At 47.9% G+C, this 16,111-nt stretch carries 15 protein-coding genes and 1 tRNA gene; 11 read left to right on the top strand and 5 right to left on the bottom strand.

Going from position 1 to position 16,111, the window contains the following annotated elements:
• Positions 1 to 108 precede the first annotated feature (108 nt).
• From GM608_RS04085 to GM608_RS04070, 4 genes are all read left to right on the top strand, one after another.
• The gene (locus GM608_RS04085) at positions 109 to 441 is read left to right on the top strand and encodes a hypothetical protein (protein ID WP_043560207.1); all 333 of its coding nucleotides are present in this window, start codon (positions 109 to 111) and stop codon (positions 439 to 441) included.
• A 12-nt stretch (positions 442 to 453) separates the two neighbouring features.
• Positions 454 to 1,173 carry an orotidine-5'-phosphate decarboxylase gene (gene pyrF, locus GM608_RS04080; RefSeq protein WP_043560210.1) on the top strand — a complete coding sequence of 240 codons (720 nt, stop codon included), beginning with the start codon at positions 454 to 456 and terminating at the stop codon, positions 1,171 to 1,173.
• Complete coding sequence (locus tag GM608_RS04075) at positions 1,170 to 1,823, top strand: phosphoribosylanthranilate isomerase (protein WP_333645063.1); 654 nt, start codon at positions 1,170 to 1,172, stop codon at positions 1,821 to 1,823. Before pyrF ends, GM608_RS04075 begins: the two co-directional genes overlap by 4 nt.
• A 24-nt stretch (positions 1,824 to 1,847) precedes the next feature.
• Positions 1,848 to 1,938 (top strand) — tRNA-Ser (locus GM608_RS04070).
• 96 nt (positions 1,939 to 2,034) lie between these two features.
• Here the strand turns inward: GM608_RS04070 and nfsB are convergent.
• Complete coding sequence (gene nfsB / locus GM608_RS04065; RefSeq protein ID WP_081563470.1) at positions 2,035 to 2,691, bottom strand: oxygen-insensitive NAD(P)H nitroreductase; 657 nt, start codon at positions 2,689 to 2,691, stop codon at positions 2,035 to 2,037.
• A 359-nt stretch (positions 2,692 to 3,050) separates the two neighbouring features.
• On the opposite strand from nfsB, the gene bfr reads away from it, so the two are divergent.
• Positions 3,051 to 3,545 (top strand): bacterioferritin, encoded by a 495-nt coding sequence (gene bfr, locus GM608_RS04060; RefSeq protein WP_081563135.1) that lies wholly within the window; start codon positions 3,051 to 3,053, stop codon positions 3,543 to 3,545.
• A gap of 37 nt (positions 3,546 to 3,582) precedes the next feature.
• Here bfr and GM608_RS04055 read toward each other — a convergent pair whose 3' ends face one another.
• Positions 3,583 to 4,140: a (2Fe-2S)-binding protein gene (locus tag GM608_RS04055; protein ID WP_333645062.1), complete on the bottom strand. Its 558-nt coding sequence runs from the start codon at positions 4,138 to 4,140 to the stop codon at positions 3,583 to 3,585.
• A gap of 157 nt (positions 4,141 to 4,297) precedes the next feature.
• On the opposite strand from GM608_RS04055, the gene GM608_RS04050 reads away from it, so the two are divergent.
• Positions 4,298 to 5,593: an MFS transporter gene (locus GM608_RS04050; protein WP_081563132.1), complete on the top strand. Its 1,296-nt coding sequence runs from the start codon at positions 4,298 to 4,300 to the stop codon at positions 5,591 to 5,593.
• 190 nt (positions 5,594 to 5,783) lie between these two features.
• Complete coding sequence (gene gpmA / locus GM608_RS04045; protein WP_081563131.1) at positions 5,784 to 6,536, top strand: 2,3-diphosphoglycerate-dependent phosphoglycerate mutase; 753 nt, start codon at positions 5,784 to 5,786, stop codon at positions 6,534 to 6,536.
• Positions 6,537 to 6,606: 70 nt separating this feature from the next.
• Here the strand turns inward: gpmA and GM608_RS04040 are convergent, their stop codons facing one another.
• Positions 6,607 to 7,911: an LTA synthase family protein gene (locus GM608_RS04040; RefSeq protein ID WP_193599730.1), complete on the bottom strand. Its 1,305-nt coding sequence runs from the start codon at positions 7,909 to 7,911 to the stop codon at positions 6,607 to 6,609.
• 384 nt (positions 7,912 to 8,295) lie between these two features.
• On the opposite strand from GM608_RS04040, the gene GM608_RS04035 reads away from it, so the two are divergent.
• The 4 genes from GM608_RS04035 to GM608_RS04020 are packed head-to-tail and all read left to right on the top strand — an operon-like array spanning position 8,296 to position 13,216.
• Entirely contained in the window at positions 8,296 to 9,420 is a 1,125-nt protein-coding gene (locus GM608_RS04035; protein ID WP_333645061.1) for a hypothetical protein, read from the top strand.
• Positions 9,413 to 10,777 (top strand): capsule biosynthesis protein, encoded by a 1,365-nt coding sequence (locus GM608_RS04030; protein ID WP_408863027.1) that lies wholly within the window; start codon positions 9,413 to 9,415, stop codon positions 10,775 to 10,777. The genes GM608_RS04035 and GM608_RS04030 overlap by 8 nt, the downstream gene beginning before the upstream one ends.
• 1 nt (position 10,778) lies before the next feature.
• Complete coding sequence (locus GM608_RS04025) at positions 10,779 to 12,008, top strand: glycosyltransferase family 1 protein (RefSeq protein ID WP_276825064.1); 1,230 nt, start codon at positions 10,779 to 10,781, stop codon at positions 12,006 to 12,008.
• A complete protein-coding gene (locus GM608_RS04020; RefSeq protein WP_333645060.1) occupies positions 11,933 to 13,216 on the top strand; it encodes a glycosyltransferase family 1 protein in 1,284 nt (427 codons plus the stop codon). The genes GM608_RS04025 and GM608_RS04020 overlap by 76 nt, the downstream gene beginning before the upstream one ends.
• On the opposite strand, the gene GM608_RS04015 is transcribed toward GM608_RS04020, so the two are convergent.
• Positions 13,192 to 14,487, bottom strand: coding sequence for a glycosyltransferase family 1 protein (locus GM608_RS04015; RefSeq protein WP_333645059.1), 1,296 nt, complete (start codon positions 14,485 to 14,487; stop codon positions 13,192 to 13,194). The genes GM608_RS04020 and GM608_RS04015 overlap by 25 nt on opposite strands.
• Positions 14,488 to 14,502: 15 nt before the next feature.
• Positions 14,503 to 16,110, bottom strand: coding sequence for a glycosyltransferase (locus tag GM608_RS04010; RefSeq protein WP_333645058.1), 1,608 nt, complete (start codon positions 16,108 to 16,110; stop codon positions 14,503 to 14,505).
• Between the last annotated feature and the right edge of the window lies 1 nt (position 16,111).

Here is a 16,111-nt window from a genome sequence, read left to right as displayed (position 1 = left end):
AGAATGGGCGAGTTCTTCTAGAGTCCGCCAACAACATTCACCAGCATTCTTCATGACCCTCCTGGTCCATCTTGTTTACTGCCACAAGGCAGGGTAGGAGCAATCCGCATGATTCGCCTTCTGATCATCGTTCTTTTTCTGGCCTTTACGGCCATTTTCGCCATGAGCAATCTTGATGATGCCACCGTCTGGCTGGCCTCATTCGGCTTCTCCATCAAAATGGGAAAACTCATCACCCTGCTTGCCGTGCCGTCCCTCGTGCTGGGGCTGCTGCTTGGCCTGACAGGCGAACTGCGCCAGCGTCGCCGCGCCCGCAAGGCCGAATCACAGCTGCGTACATCCCAGAAACAGCTGATCGAGCTGCATCAGCGGCTCGACCAGCTCAAGGCGGGCAGTGTTGCTCCCACTTCTGATGCGATCCAGCCTTCTTCACAGAAATAAGACCATTTCCTCATGTCTATTCGTCGTACCCGCCTCATTGCCGCATTGGATACCGCCTCCCACGACCAGGCCCAGCACTGGGCAGCAGCGCTGGAAGGCAAGGTTGATGCCATCAAGCTTGGTCTGGAATTCACCTATGCCTGCGGGCTGGATGCCGTAAAAAGTCTGGCCGCCCGGCAGGAGCTTTTTCTGGATCTGAAGCTGCATGACATTCCCAACACGGTTGCCTCTGGCCTCCGGGCTCTGGCTCCCATCCAGCCGAGCCTGATGACCATTCACGCACTTGGGGGTGCCGAGATGATCAGCCGCTCCCGTGCAGTTCTGGAAGAGGCTTTCGATGACGGGCGGAAGCGCCCCAAGCTCCTTGCTGTGACTGTACTGACCAGCATGAATGAGGAAAGCCTTGCGGAGATAGGCATCAACACCACACCGCTAAAGGAAGTGGTACGGCTGGGCCGGATGGCTGTCCGGGCCGGAGCTGATGGTCTGGTCTGTTCAGCTCATGAAATTACGGCGCTGCGTGATGCTCTGGGTGACGGACCAGAACTTGTCGTTCCGGGCATTCGTCCCGCAGGCAGCAGCACGGATGACCAGAAGCGCATCATGACACCAGCACAGGCAGCACGGGCTGGTGCCGACTGGATCGTGGTTGGCCGTCCCATCACCCGGGCGAATGATCCCGCCGCCGCCGCACAGGCCATTCAGGATGAATTGCAGGCTGCGACCTTGTGAAGGTTGACGTCAAAATCTGTGGTCTGACACGGGCAGAAGATATGGAAGCCTGTGCCGTATCGGGTGTGCGCTGGGTTGGTCTTGTGTTCCATTCCGCCTCCCCCCGTTTTGTCCGACCGGAACAGGCAGCCCGGCTGCATGAGGCCATAGCGTCTCCCTCTGCGGGGGGGCCTCTTCGTGTCGGGCTTTTTGTGCGGCCAACCCATGAGCAGATTGCTGCCGTTCTGGAGCGTATCCCTCTGGATATTCTGCAACTCTATACAGATGAAGCCACTGCTTTCACCCTGAAAGAGCAGATAGGTCGGCCCGTCTGGTTGGCCCGTGGCGTCGCCCAGCAGCACGATCTGCCTGTCTCGAAAGCCATGGATGGGTATGTCATCGAAGCACCTGCCCAGAAAGGAGATACCCGCCCCGGTGGGCTGGGGCGTGTGTTTGACTGGACGCTGACACGCCAGTGGCAGGCTCCTGCTCCGTGGCTTCTTGCCGGTGGGCTGACCCCTGACAATGTGAGCGAGGCTGTACGGGTCAGCTGCGCCCAAGCCGTTGATGTCTCATCCGGAGTGGAAGAAGCTCCTGGGATCAAGTCTGCGCTTCTTATTGAAAAATTTGTGAAAAATTCTCAGAAAAAGGCTTGCACTCGCAAAGAATAATGGTATTGTCCCCCCATCGCTCGCGGAGAGATGGCCGAGCGGCTTAAGGCGCACGCTTGGAAAGCGTGTGTACGTTAATAGCGTACCGAGGGTTCGAATCCCTCTCTCTCCGCCACTTCCCCTTGAAAATCTGCTTTCCGTTCAGCGCTCCGAGTGCATGCCTGTAGACCCCACCGGAAGATCGTAATCCCCCGGTGAAGCCTTGTGTTGCTCAGGCCTTCGAAAAGATGCTCTCAGGTGCCAGGCGGGATTTCGGGCATGTCGCATTGGCATCTTTGTCAGAATGATAGCCAAGCGCAACAATGACCAGAGGTGTCAGCCCTTTTTCTTTCAGGCCGAATTCTTCTGAAATGACATCCGGCAGGAAGCCCTCAATTGGTGTTGCATCAACACCCAACAGCCCCGCGGAAAGCAGCAGAAAGCCCTGTGCCAGATAAACCTGTTTCTGGTTCCAGTGGGCGACATCGCCAGCATCCAGATGCTGCTGGACATACCCGGCACGGGCTGTACCAAAACCCTCACGGGCCGCAGCATCAGCGTAGCGTCCGTCCTGCTCTTCTTTGTCGAGCACTGTCTCAAGATAAGATTCCGGCAGCTCATTGCGGGCGCAGAGAACCACTACATGAGAGGCCTGCGTGATCTTGGGCCGATTATAAGACAGAGACCCGGAATCTGGTGTTGCCTTGGCCAGACGCTGCTTGCCTGCATCATCATCGGCAATGATGAAATGCCAAGGCTGGGCATTGACCGAAGACGGGCTGTACCGCAGGGCTGCCAGCAGCTGCTGCACTGTCTCCTCCGGGATACGGCGAGCCGCATCGTAGGCCTTGGTCGTGTACCGTGTTTTCAGAACGTGGAGAAGATCCATGACATCCATCCTTCAGTTATGTGGGAATATGTTCTATTTATATCAAACAATAAGGATTCAGCAAACGATTCCATCCTGTTCCCAGTATCAAGATGGGGGGTGTGGGCATCAGGAGCAATGAAAAGAAAAACTTATGGGATAAACAGGATTTTTAAATATATATCGAAATGACAAGAAAAACCATGAAATACTCACCGTGCGATTTTGATAATCTTTCTTATAAAGTCTCTTTGATAATGATTATCAAGTACGAATACATCGTAATTTAATTTTTATATTGCAATCCTCAAAGTTGAAGACTATACCGACCTTCGTTGGAGATAATCCTACAGTTCATACTTCATGCGATGGAGAGAAAAATGGCCGCAAAAGACCCGAAAGTAATTGAATATCTCAATGCTCAGCTTGCCAATGAGCTGACAGCCATCAACCAGTACTTCCTTCATTCCCGCACCCTGAACCATTGGGGCGTCACCAAGCTGGGCAAGAAGGAATATGAAGAGTCCATTGAAGAAATGCGTCATGCCGACTGGCTGATCGAGCGCATCCTCTTCCTGGGTGGACTGCCGAACCTGCAGCATCTGAACCCGCTGCACATTGGCGAGAATGTCAAAGAGATCCTGGAATGTGATCTGAAGGTCGAGGCTCTGGCTCTGGAGAAAATCCGCGAGGGCATCGCCTATTGCGAAAGCGTCCGTGACTTCGTGTCCCGCGACCTGCTCTTCCGCATCCTCGCTGACGAAGAAGCCCATGAAGACTTCATCGACACCCAGCTGGACCTCATCAAGCAGATCGGCCTGGAACGCTACATTACGCTGAACTCTGAAAGCGCCGACCAGAATAGCGGCCACTGATCACTGTCAGAAGCCAGACTGATGAAAGAAGCCTCTCTTAAAGGGAGGCTTCTTTTTTTTGTATCGGGTCATCACCATTGGCTATCTGTGCAGCCATCCCCTGCTCTATTGCCATAGTTGTCGGGCAGGGACAGGTTTTCCGCTTTGCTTCTTTCAGAAGGCAGGCGACTCCCTTTACACAGTTGCCGCATTTCACCTGACACTTACGGGCAGAGTAAACCTCGGAGACTTTCACAACTCCGGCCTGAATGGCCGCCTGCACGTCCCTGTCAGACAATCCGTTGCATGAGCATATAATCATCTGGAGCCCGCCTTCCATTCTGCTGCACCCCTGTGACGCTAATGATAATGACATTCTTTCGCAACTTAATTCTCTCCTTTTTTTTCGAAGGCTTTTCAGAATGATAGCGAAATGGGTATGAAAAAATTCAGGTTTCACCGAAAACAGAAAGTGATTCATGACACGACCATGGAATATCTCTACCATTCGCCAGATATCCCGGGCGATAAGGGAGAACTGGTCGCTGGATATACAAAATTGAAAAAAAATCATCTTTATGATATCAGAAACATACTTCTGCGTCTGGACAGGCATACTGAATTCCTATTTCAGGGCTCTAATAAAACGCTTCCTGTACGGACGATAATTCAAGGGGCCTGAGCACTCTCGTAAGGCCAGTCAATCATCTATTGAGGAATGAAGCGCCACGGACTGGCTTTTTTCATCCCTCCCCAACAAATGGAGAGATTTCATGGCAGGCACGCCAGACAAGAAACCACACTTTGTTGAAAAAATAGGCATACCGGCCGCCCTGTTCTGGGCCTTTGTCGGACAGCTTCTCTTCATGGTCGGCGATGGTGTCGAGGCGGGATACCTGGATACGTTCATGCTGCACACCGGCCACCCCCAGAGTTTCGTCAACGAGCTTTTCACTTTTTACGGCATCACCGTGATGATTGCCGCCTGGTTTGCCGGGCCACTATCCGATCTCATGGGACCTAAAAAGGTCATGTGGAGCGGTCTGGTCCTATGGGCTGTCCTGGAGGTCTGCTTCCTTGTTTTTGGGCTTACCCCCAACAACAGTACATGGATATTGACGTTCTATGCTCTCCGCGGGTTTGCCTATCCGCTGTTCGCCTATGGTTTCCTGGTCTGGATTGCTGCAGCGACACCAACATCCATGCTTGGAGCGGCAGCCGGCTGGTTCTGGTTCTCTTTCTCTGCCGGCCTGCCTACTCTCGGCTCCCAGTTTGCCCGTTTTGCGATTCCTGCCATCGGTGAAATCAACACCTTCTGGTGCTCTCTGGGGCTGGTTGTTCTCGGCGGACTGATCGCCCTGCTTTTCACAAGGGAGCCAACCGGCAATCGCCGTCTTCTACCTGCCGATGTTCCTGCCCGACAGATCTTTCTGGGCTCCATCAGCATCATCTGGCGTGAGCCCAAAACTCTCATTGCCGGTATTGTCCGCACGGTTGATACATCATCGGAATATGCCTTTCTGGCCATCATGCCCGGCTTTTTTGTCGATCATCTGGGGTTCACGCTCGGGCAGTGGCTCAACCTGCTGTCACTCATCTTTTTGAGCAACATCATCGTCAATCTGATTTCAGGCATGGTGGCGGACAAAATGGGCTACCGCTTCGTCGTGGCTGTTTTTGGAGGTATCGGTGGCTTCATCACCATCCCCCTCTTCTATTATGTTCCCCTCTGGTATCCGGGCAATTTCGCAGCGGCTGCGGTTGTGGGCATACTTTATGGAGCCTCCATCGCTGCCTTCGTTCCTCTCTCCGGTCTTATGCCCCAGATCTGCCCACGGGAGAAAGCCGCTGCGCTGTCCATACTCGGGCTGGGCGCTGGAGCGTCGACATGGGTAGGGCCTGCCATTGTTTCCCTCTGCGAAATGATTTTCGGCGTCGGCATGGCCTACGTCATCTGGACATTTGCCATCATCTATCTGCTGACCGCCGGTCTGACCATGACACTGACCGTTTCATCAGAGGCTCGCCGTTTTACCGAAGAGCAGGAAAAGAAGCAGGGAACCCCCTGATCATCCCTTCCATGCCCGATCAGAACAAAGGCCATCCCCTGCGGGTGGCCTTTTTCTCTCCGTCCCTGTCATGCCTCATAACGGCTATGCTCTGACAGACGGCATGAAGTGAGGCTGAGCCCTTGCAGTTCAGGCTGTAGTGGCGCAATCTCCCAGTGTTGCTAAAACCTTATACATTAAGGAGATCATCATGGCCGTAACAAAGCTTGTTCTGGTTCGTCACGGGGAAAGCCAGTGGAACCAGGAAAACCGCTTCACTGGCTGGTATGACGTCGACCTGTCAGAGAAAGGGCGCAGCGAAGCCAAAGCTGCCGGCCAGTTGCTGCACAAGGAAGGCTATTCCTTCGATTACGCTTATACCTCCGTGTTGAAGCGTGCCATCCATACACTCTGGAACATTCTGGACGGTGTGGATCAGGCATGGCTGCCCGTTGAGAAGAACTGGCGTCTGAATGAACGTCATTATGGTGCTCTCCAGGGCCTCAACAAGGCTGAAACAGCCAAGAAATATGGCGATGAGCAGGTCAAGCAGTGGCGCCGTGGTTTTGCTGTCACGCCGCCTGCTCTGGAGCGTTCCGATGAGCGTTTCCCCGGTCATGATCCGCGTTATGCCCATCTGAGTGCTGATGAGCTGCCCGTCACGGAAAGTCTGGCCCTGACCATTGAGCGTGTGATTCCCTACTGGGAGAAGACCATCCTGCCGCGCATCAAGAAGGGCGAGAAGGTCATCATCGCTGCTCACGGCAACTCCCTTCGTGCTCTGGTGAAATATCTGGACAACATGACGGAAGATGAAATCCTGAACCTGAACATTCCTACAGGTGTGCCGCTGGTTTATGAGTTCGATGAGAACTTCAAGCCGGTCAAGCACTACTATCTGGGTGATGCCGAGGAAATTGCTGCCAAGGCAGCAGCTGTCGCCAACCAGGGGAAAGCCAAGTAATCCTCTCTGGCATATGAAAAGAAGAAGGGCGCCTCTTCATCAGGCGCCCTTTTTTTTATAGCGTATCTTTTCAGGAGCTGACGTGATGAAGAATGCTCCGATGGAGCTCGGCAGGTGTTACATCTACAGGCTCAGATGATACGCGACTTCCCTCTGGCCCATTGGGCCGCAGTATGACATAGGGTGTCCCCCTCTCCAGTCCTTCAACAGCAGGCAATGCTTCCAGCGCCGGACGATGGTCCCCAAAGAATACCAGCATGATGTCCCGCCCGCTCCCTTTGATCTCTGCAAGCAGTTCCCGCAACATGGCATCACCATTCTGCACGTGCTGATGCCACGCTTCTGCACCACTCGATTGCTCCAACCGCCCTTTCTTCCAGGGACCATGATTTTCGATTGTCACACAGTAGGCCAGAAAATGATCGTTTTTCTGGAGATATGTCAGCAGCCGTGCTGTTAGCGCAGCATCACCTACATACGGGCCAACCCTGTCCTGCTCGGAAAAACATTCCCGCCCGATGACGTCATTGAACCCCCATAAGGGCAGCAGACGATTCCGACCATAAAAACGCAGATCATAGGGATGCAGGAAAAGAGCCGTTTCATAAAAATGTTTCAGACGATTCGGCAGGGCATGGGACGGAGACTGATCCGCTGTCAGGAATGGATCAAACCGGCGATATGAGAGCATCTCCTCATCATCGCCACACAGAACCCCATATTCACTACGCATCGTATAGGCACCTAATCCGCTAGGCAGGAGCCTTCCCCATTGTACCGCTTCCTGCCGACATCGGACGAGCTCTGGCAGAGGCGACCACTCATTCTTCAGCTCCGCAGGATCGGCAAATGATTCACACTGGATGACGATGACAGACTCTGGTGCGGCAGCCGTCCGCAACAAGGCAGGCCTGACGGGTAGCGGTGCCAGCTCATGGCAGCGCCAGGCATAAAGCAGCAGTGTTGGCAGCAGCCCTCCCTCACGCACATCCCGCCACACGTCCGGCCCTGTTTCATCGGAACGACTTCCCCGTGCCAAAAGCCACCAGAGGCATAGTCCCACGGCGACTGCCTCGATACAGCCCATCAGCCGTAACCCGACAGACAGTGATGAAGCCCATGCAAGCAGGTAGAGCACCCCTGCACCACCAGCTACGACAACACACCGCACAGCAGGCGGAATGCCCTGAAGATAAAAACGTGGATGCTTCATGAACGCATCGATCAGGGCAAAGTCCGTGAAAACCAAAGGTTCATTCAACAGGCGCAGCTTCAGGTTGGATGCCGTTACAAGCACCCCCATCAGGATGGCACTCAGCAGCAGGGAAAGCCAGATGACACCTGTCAGGCAAAGAAAAATACCGGTTGCCATCATGACTGGAAAACAGCGTAAAAGGACCAGGGAGGGCTTTCTTACAATACGGACAGGGTGAACAAAAAGGTCGATACCTTCTCCAATGACAAGGCTCCCTACAATCATCAAACATAATTCTGTAATGTAATATGACATTGAAGATACTGGAACTCCGAAAGAAATGACAGAATAAACGGATTCATGAAGTTTTCCCTGGACATTTCAGGGATGGATTGATCAATGAAATGGAAATTTTGCCAATAAACTCCACTTATCGGTCGAATTATTATTCAATCGTGGAAATTAAATTATATTCACCACCCCTCTCTTCCCAAAAAAAAGACTTCCTGATAACAAGCTAGTGTTTCTACCACCTGTCCGGTATGGAAAAGGCCCCATTTCACCATGTCATGCCATGTCCCTGCGTCTGGAGCCAGAGCCATCAGGCCTGTCGTAGCCTGCCATGGAATAGCATGGTGGAAACAGCGCCGCATTCGTTCTTTTCTTGAAGGAAGAGACCCCATCCGGTTTTTCTGGTCGCCCCGTCGGGCTCTGGCCTATGCCCGGAAAAAGAATGCTGGACTGGCTGTTTGGGCAAACCGCATCACACCAGCCCTGCAGGCACAGGCTTATGCCATGCGGGTGCCCCTCTTCTTCGTGGAAGATGGCTTCATCCGGTCCATGGGACTGGGAAGCGGGTTTCTGCCTCCATGCTCCATTATCCTGGACAGCCAGGGCGCTTATGTTGATCCCTCCCACCCCAGTGATCTGGAGGACATGCTGAGGGATATCAAGGTTGCACCGGCCCTCCGTGGAAGAGCCGATACTCTCATGGAGCGCCTCAAAACGCTTCATGTTTCCAAATATGCCGCTACGCCTGATTCATCTCCCGTCAAAATGGAGCATCCTGAGGGGGGGCCGGTCATTCTGGTTCCGGGGCAGGTTGCTGGAGATCTGTCTGTCGTAAGAGGCGGAGGCAAGATTACGGATAATCTCGCCCTGCTGCGTGAGGTTCGCCGCAGGAATCCTGGAGCATGGATCATCTATCGGCCCCACCCTGATGTGGAGGCCGGCCATCGTTCCGGTCATCTTTCCGAAGCAACCATTCTTGCCTACGCCAACAGCATTGACCGCAGTGGCAGCATGAGCCAGCTCCTTACACATGTTGACGAGGTACACACCCTCACATCCCTGACAGGTTTTGAGGCGCTGATACGTGGCAAAAAGGTTACAACATACGGTGCCCCCTTTTACGCTGGCTGGGGGCTGACAACACATCTGGGACCATCTCTTCCCCGCCGGGGGCGTCAACTGGATGTAACAGACCTTGCTGCAATCGCCCTTATTCTGTATCCGCTCTATATCAATCCAGAGACAGAACAGCGATGTGACGTGGAGGAGCTGATTGACTGTTTTGGCAAGACTGAGCTCTGGAAGCCAACATACGCCATGAAATTACGGCAGAGGCAGGGCCAGCTACGCCGTTGTTTCACACATTTCATTTCATCATGCCGGGCCCCTCATGCTTGACAATACCCAGACAACATATTCTGGCCACCCTCCCGAAGAGACGGAACACGCCGAATATCCATCCAATTTTTTTGAAGATCCGAGCCTGACAGAGACCAGCACGCTTGTGCCCATGTCGCTCCAGATCCCCCCAAAAACAAAACGCAATTTCCTGCTGCTCCAGGGGCTCATGGGGCCTTTTTTCCAATCTGTTGGCCGTGCCCTGAAAAAACGGGGGCATAATGTGTGGAAAATCAACTTCAATGGAGGGGATGAGCTTTTCTGGCGTCTGGGAGGTGGTATTGCCTTCCGCAGCAATTATGGGACATGGCCCGCCTTTCTGGGGCACATCCTGCAAAAACATCACATCACGGACGTGCTGCTGTTTGGTGACTGCCGGGAACTCCATCGGCAGGCCATCCTCATCTGCCGTGAAATGAATATTGCCGTCCATGTTTTTGAGGAAGGCTATATCCGGCCAGACTGGGTCACCCTGGAACTTGGTGGCGTTAACGGTAATTCCACGCTACCCAAAGACCCTGACTGGTACTATCAGCGTGCCAGCCAGCTGCCTCCTGCCGCCCCACATGAGCCTGTCCCCTCTTCCTTCCCACGTCGTGCACTGGAAGGCGTGGCCTATAATGCAGCCACCATTCTTCTGAAGTGGCGTTTCCCGCATTGGACAGATTATCGCCCCTGGCCGCCCCTGGTGGAAGGCGTTGGGTGGTTGCGACGCCTCTGTCGCCGTAAAAAGGCTCAAAAACGCAGTCACGAACTGACTGAATGGCTGGTTGAAGGGCCCAAGCCTTACATGCTGCTCCCTCTGCAACTGGATGCCGATGCCCAGCTACGCCTGCATTCTTCCTATTCAGGCGTGGCGGAAGTCATCACCGAAGTTCTTGTATCCTTTGCCAAAAATGCCCCACTGGAGATGCGTCTTGTCATTAAAGAGCATCCGCTTGACAATGGTGTGCAGGACTGGAAGAAACTTGTCCAGCGACTTGCTGCTGCGCATGGTGTCAGCAATCGTGTGGATTACATGGAGCTTGGAGATATAGCCAGGCTTGTGCGTCATGCCCGTGGGGTCGTAACCGTTAACAGCACGACTGGTACCCTGGCTCTGGCTCATAATGTCCCTGTCATTACCTTGGGTCACGCCATTTACGACATGCCGGGACTGACTGCGCAATCGACATTGAAAGCTTTCTGGCAGGCACCCCAGCGACCTGACCCACTCATCTTTGCGGCTTTTCGTCGTGTACTGATAGATCAATGCCTAATCCCTGGAGGTTTCTTCTCTGAAGAAGGGCTTGAAAAGCTGACGTTAAGTACCATTTCCCGTTTGGAAAATTATTCCACATGCAGAAGGGTACAATAAAATGACAGTACCATCAATTTCATTTATTCTTGACATATCACGCTTGCTCTCAAGAGCAGGATCTGCAGTTCCTACGGGGATTGATCGAGTTGAACTCGCTTATGCTGAATACCTTTTAACACATCATCAAGATCAAACCTATTTTGTCGCCCTTTCTTTAACTGGACGCCTTGGAAGACTTCCACGCAGTACCGTTACCACGTTTATCTCAAATTTACTTAATGGATGGAATTTAGGTCACAAAGAGAAAATAGCGGAAGCAAAGAATATTGCAAAAAAACTAAAAATATATTTGTTTTTTCCTAACTCTTTGCCTGATATTAATGGTATAAAATTCTATTTTCTAGTATCTCACCATCATTTAATGCATAAAAAAATAATAAGAAATTTTCTTTCTAAGACAGGATCCTACTTCATACCCATGGTACATGATCTTATTCCTATTGAATATCCAGAGTACTCACGACCTCGCGAAAAAATACGTCACAAAGCCCGTATTGATAGCGTCATAGAACTGGCTCGAGCTGTAATTGTACCAACTGACTCTGTGAGAGAATCATTAAAGCCATTTTTCTCCCAAGCAAACCGCCATGGCATCCCTATTTGGAAAACACCACATGGGGTCCATAAGCAGGCCATCTATCATACTAATCAAGAGTGCAAAAATTATAAATATAAAAAGCCATATTTCGTGTATATCAGTACAATCGAACCGCGTAAAAACCATCTTTTGTTGCTCCATTTGTGGCGTTACCTTGTCCAGCAACGTGGGGAAGAGGCCGTCCCTTATCTTATTCTTATTGGTAAGCGTGGATGGGAAAATGAAAATATTCTAGACCTATTAGAAAGGTCACCCGCTTTGCAGAATCTTGTTATAGAGGAAAGTGGTCTTTCTGACGAATGTGTTGCCTCCTTATTAAGATATTCTAACGGTCTTCTTTTCCCAAGCTTTACAGAGGGTTATGGTTTACCGCTCACAGAAGCTATGAGTCTAGGAGTGCCCAGTATTTGCTCCAACATTCCTGCATTACGTGAGATAGGCCAAAATATTCCATCCTATGTGTCTCCACTTGATGCAACAGAGTGGGAAAAAATAATAGACGACTTTTCACAATACGGCCCTCTATGGCAGGCTCAAAAAGAGCGCCTTAAAAAATGGTCTCCCTTTTCATGGTCTCAGAGCGTAGCTCTTACTCTCTCTCACTGTCTCACACTAACTCAAAACGACTAATAAAAATAATGGATAATTCTTTTCTTTCATCCCACAGAAGCCACTCGACAATATGGTTTGATGGACGCAATATTGGACGTAGAAATGGGACTGGCGTTCAGTATTACGCAATCAATCATAGTAATGTAACTAGAGAACTTGGTTATAGTACAGCGTGGCTATTAGAAAACGTGGAGGGATATTCGAGCCTATCGATTGCATCTCGCATAATCGCTGCTCTACTTTCCCGTGCTCCTACAATAAGCAATATGTTTCAATCCGTCTGGGGAGATGCTTTCCTAGCAAACGACCTCTATCGTGTAGCACATCTTCATTATCGATATCATAAGCGACTTTTAAGACTAACCCCTCTTTCTCCACCAGACATAATGCACTGGACATATCCGCTTCCTCTTTTTATGGAAGGATGTCAAAATGTAGTTACAATTCATGATATAATTCCGCTTACACATCCTTCCTTAACAGGTATCGATCCTACTCGGTTTCGTAGAATTTTATCTTCTTTAATAGAAAGTCCTGTCCATTTTGTCGCCGTTTCAGAAACAGTTCGAAATCAAATAATTAATTTACTTTCTGTGCATCCAGATCGTATAACGACTCTATATCAACCCGTTGAATTTAGTAAACAAGTAAGAAATTCCATATCGAATGCTCCCCGAATTGCTCCAGCTGATTCATTTGTATTTTATGGTCGCATTGAACATCGAAAAAATATTGAAAGATTATTGGAGGCCCATGCTCTTAGTGGAACAAAAACCCCACTTATTTTAATTGGTCCTGATGGAGATGATAGACCGAATTATAAGCCGTATGGTTCAAGTAGCCAAGTAATTCGGTTACCATGGAGCAATCGTTTCTCTCTGTTACGGACTCTTCAAGAGTCTAAAGCCCTTCTTTTTCCAAGCCTTGCAGAAGGATTTGGACTTCCAATTATTGAAGCCATGTCATTAGGTGTTCCAGTTCTTACCAGCCGTGGAGGTGTTACAGAAGAAATTTCCGGTGATGCAGCCATGCTATGCGATGCTACTAATATAGTAGAGATGGCAAATTGCATAAATATACTCGATCAGCTAAGTGAGAACGACAAAAAAAGAATGATTAAGGCAGGATTAGAGAGAGCAAAATTCTTCTCTTCCAACCTGTATAAGAGAAATATTTCTTCTTTTTATGAAAAGATCAAAAGCTATCCTTCTAATACTATACTATAAAATTCCAACAACCTCTTTTTATAATTCTCTTCATCAAAATAAACTGCACGCTCCTTACCCTTATCTTTTAATGAGTTGCAAAGAAAATCATCTTTATCTAATCGTTCGATTCCGGCTTTTATCGCATTAACATCATATGGATCAACCAATAGAGCTGCATCAGAAGCAACTTCTTTCAAGGCTCCAGTATTAGAGGTGAGAACAGCCGTTTTTAAATTAAAGGCTTCCAAAATAGGTAGACCAAAACCTTCAAATATGGAGGGGAATAACACAGCACGTGCATGTTGTATTAAAGACCTTAGTAATTTAACGGGAACATATGGAATATGAATAATCACCCCCATAGCAATTCCCTGTTCAAGAAATCGCAATTCCTCTTCTTCTTTCCACCCATTAGACCCTACCAATACTAAAGGACGATTAGTTTCAGATAATAAGAAGGCTTCTAATAAACGACCGATATTTTTTTTAGGCTCAAGCTGGCCAAAATATATAAAGTACCCCCCATCAGAAATACCAAATAGTTTATTTATTTCCCGCTCTGTCCGTTCATAAGAGATATCAGAAAGAGTAAATGGTGTCGATTGATATGTATTGAAAATCTTATTTTGAAACTTTGGAAAAAAATCAACAATAGTATCCTTAGAATATTCAGAAACCGTACAGACATAATCAGCCTCATTAGCTAATGAATTCATTAAATTATAATAATAAATCTTATCATCTAAAGTTGTATAAGGCATCTTCAATGGAACTATATCATGAATAGTATAAATATTTTTTGCTCCAATAACCTTAATAGGTAAAGGATACGTCCAATGCACTATATCTTGATTCATTGTATTTTTTATTTTTAAAAAGCATCCAGTTTTCTTAAAAAAACCAGCTGCCATCTGAAAAATAAAAGGAATATTAAAAATACAATCAAACGTAGGCATGTGCTCCTCAAAGGATCGTGCCTCCACGCAATTATTAAATCTAATCAACTCAGCTTTATGCCCCAAAAAATTGAAAGCCGTTTGTCGCCACCACCTAGGAGAATACAGCCGAGGCCTCCTGTATCGCATATCTGCAGCTAATTGGTTAAAAAACATAACTTCCTGTAAATTCTCATTCAACCTCCTAGGGATATTTAGTCCATATAGTACGTTTACCTTAAATCCTATACTACTTAATGTCCTAGAGAGAACGCGACCGTAAGTAGCAACCCCCGTCCCTTTAGGAAGAGCTAAATTGAATCCATCAACTAGTACTCTAGGCGCAATTTTCATAAAACATCTCCTTTTCTAATCTGAAAACCTAAATAGATTCGTCCTAAATTTTAAGAAAGAAAACTTACTATTTTTTTCATGTTTCTCCTCTGGGGCGGCCTTTACCTTTTCAAGAGAGAGTTGAGAAATTCCACCTTGAAAATCCCCGTCAACATACAATACGAACTCAACAAATTCTTTCCTCTTAGATAGAAAAAAATCATACGTCTCGTTAGAACGTTCCGCTTCAGTGGGATACCTGGTTTCAAAATTTTCGATTGATTCCTGAGCAAAGGCAGCAGTTACTGCAATCTTTAGATTTTTAAAAACTGTTCCCTCAATGAATTTAATATTAAGTCGATAAAATCCTGCTTCCAAATCAACATGAGGGCCATACAAAATCTTACCAAGATCTTTTTTGGTAACAAGAATAGAATTCTCATCCTTCTTACCTCCATCAGCCAGACGTAGAGTAGGATGCCTAGCATCCCAAACATAATTGGAATTATCTTCAATAACTATACCCGTTACCCCTCCAAAAAAATCTCCAAAAGCACTCATCCTAAATTCAACGGATTTTTTATTAGAATCAAAATTAAAGAAAAAAACTTCTTTATTGTGCTCACTTACAAAGCCATAGTCAAAATCATATTCTCTATATATCGTATTTTCGGTTGCAATATCTAAAAAAATACGTCTATACTTGGTATTCGGCAAGAAGTTAAGAGTTATCTTATAGCTACCCGCAGGCAAATCAACATATGGGCCAAAAAAAACTCTTCCTCGAGCATGGGAAACATAAATCACCCCATTTTCCTTTTTTATTTTTTTATTCCCTATAGGAATAATATGCTGATCACTAGCAAGCCACTCATAATTCTTTTCTCCAAATACTTTTTTTTGCTTCCAAAGAAGGCAGTAACTATTAGCTCCCTTAACACCCAATTCTGATATATTGCCCGCTACGCTCTTGTTTCTCAATGCGACAACCCTTCTATCAGGGCTTACAAAAGTAACATTCTGCACAAACCTTTCAGGCGTTATGTATCTAACTTCTCCAATATATTGATCGTCGATATCCAACATATTAGAATTCTCACTAATAACAGTAGCAAAGCTACGTCCCAAAAGAGGTGAGCCTGTAACATAATGATCATGTGGACCATAATATCTATTACGACAATTATTTACAATTTTTTCAATAAGTACCTTCCACTCCTTGCGTTTAGGTAAAGACCATAAAAGGCTATTTTGCAAACTAGCCCAACATTCCATTCCATCATATGTTTCATAAAAAGCGGCTACACCACACTGTCTCGGAATCTGCCATCTATTTAGCATGTATATAGAAAGATCAAAATATAACCCACCGTAAATATACATTAGACAATATCTAGCCAAATCACTTTTATAGGCATAAGGCGTTAAGGTATCAAAAGCTTTCAAAACATCTTTTGAAAAATGACGTTTAATAAATTCTCTTATTTCATTGCCAGACCACATTTTATATGCGGCTTGAGGATATAATGAACGAGCTACATCAATATGATGCTGAATAGTAGGAGAAAAACTACGGGGCAAGACAAAGTCATCAACAATAAATATTTGATGAAGATATTTTATTTCATGAAACTCATTTGACATT

It is taken from the genome of Bombella sp. ESL0380 (assembly GCF_009725805.1).
Lineage (GTDB): Bacteria > Pseudomonadota > Alphaproteobacteria > Acetobacterales > Acetobacteraceae > Bombella > Bombella apis.
Note: the sequence above shows the minus strand (reverse complement) of the source record. Positions and strands in the feature narration are given on the sequence as shown.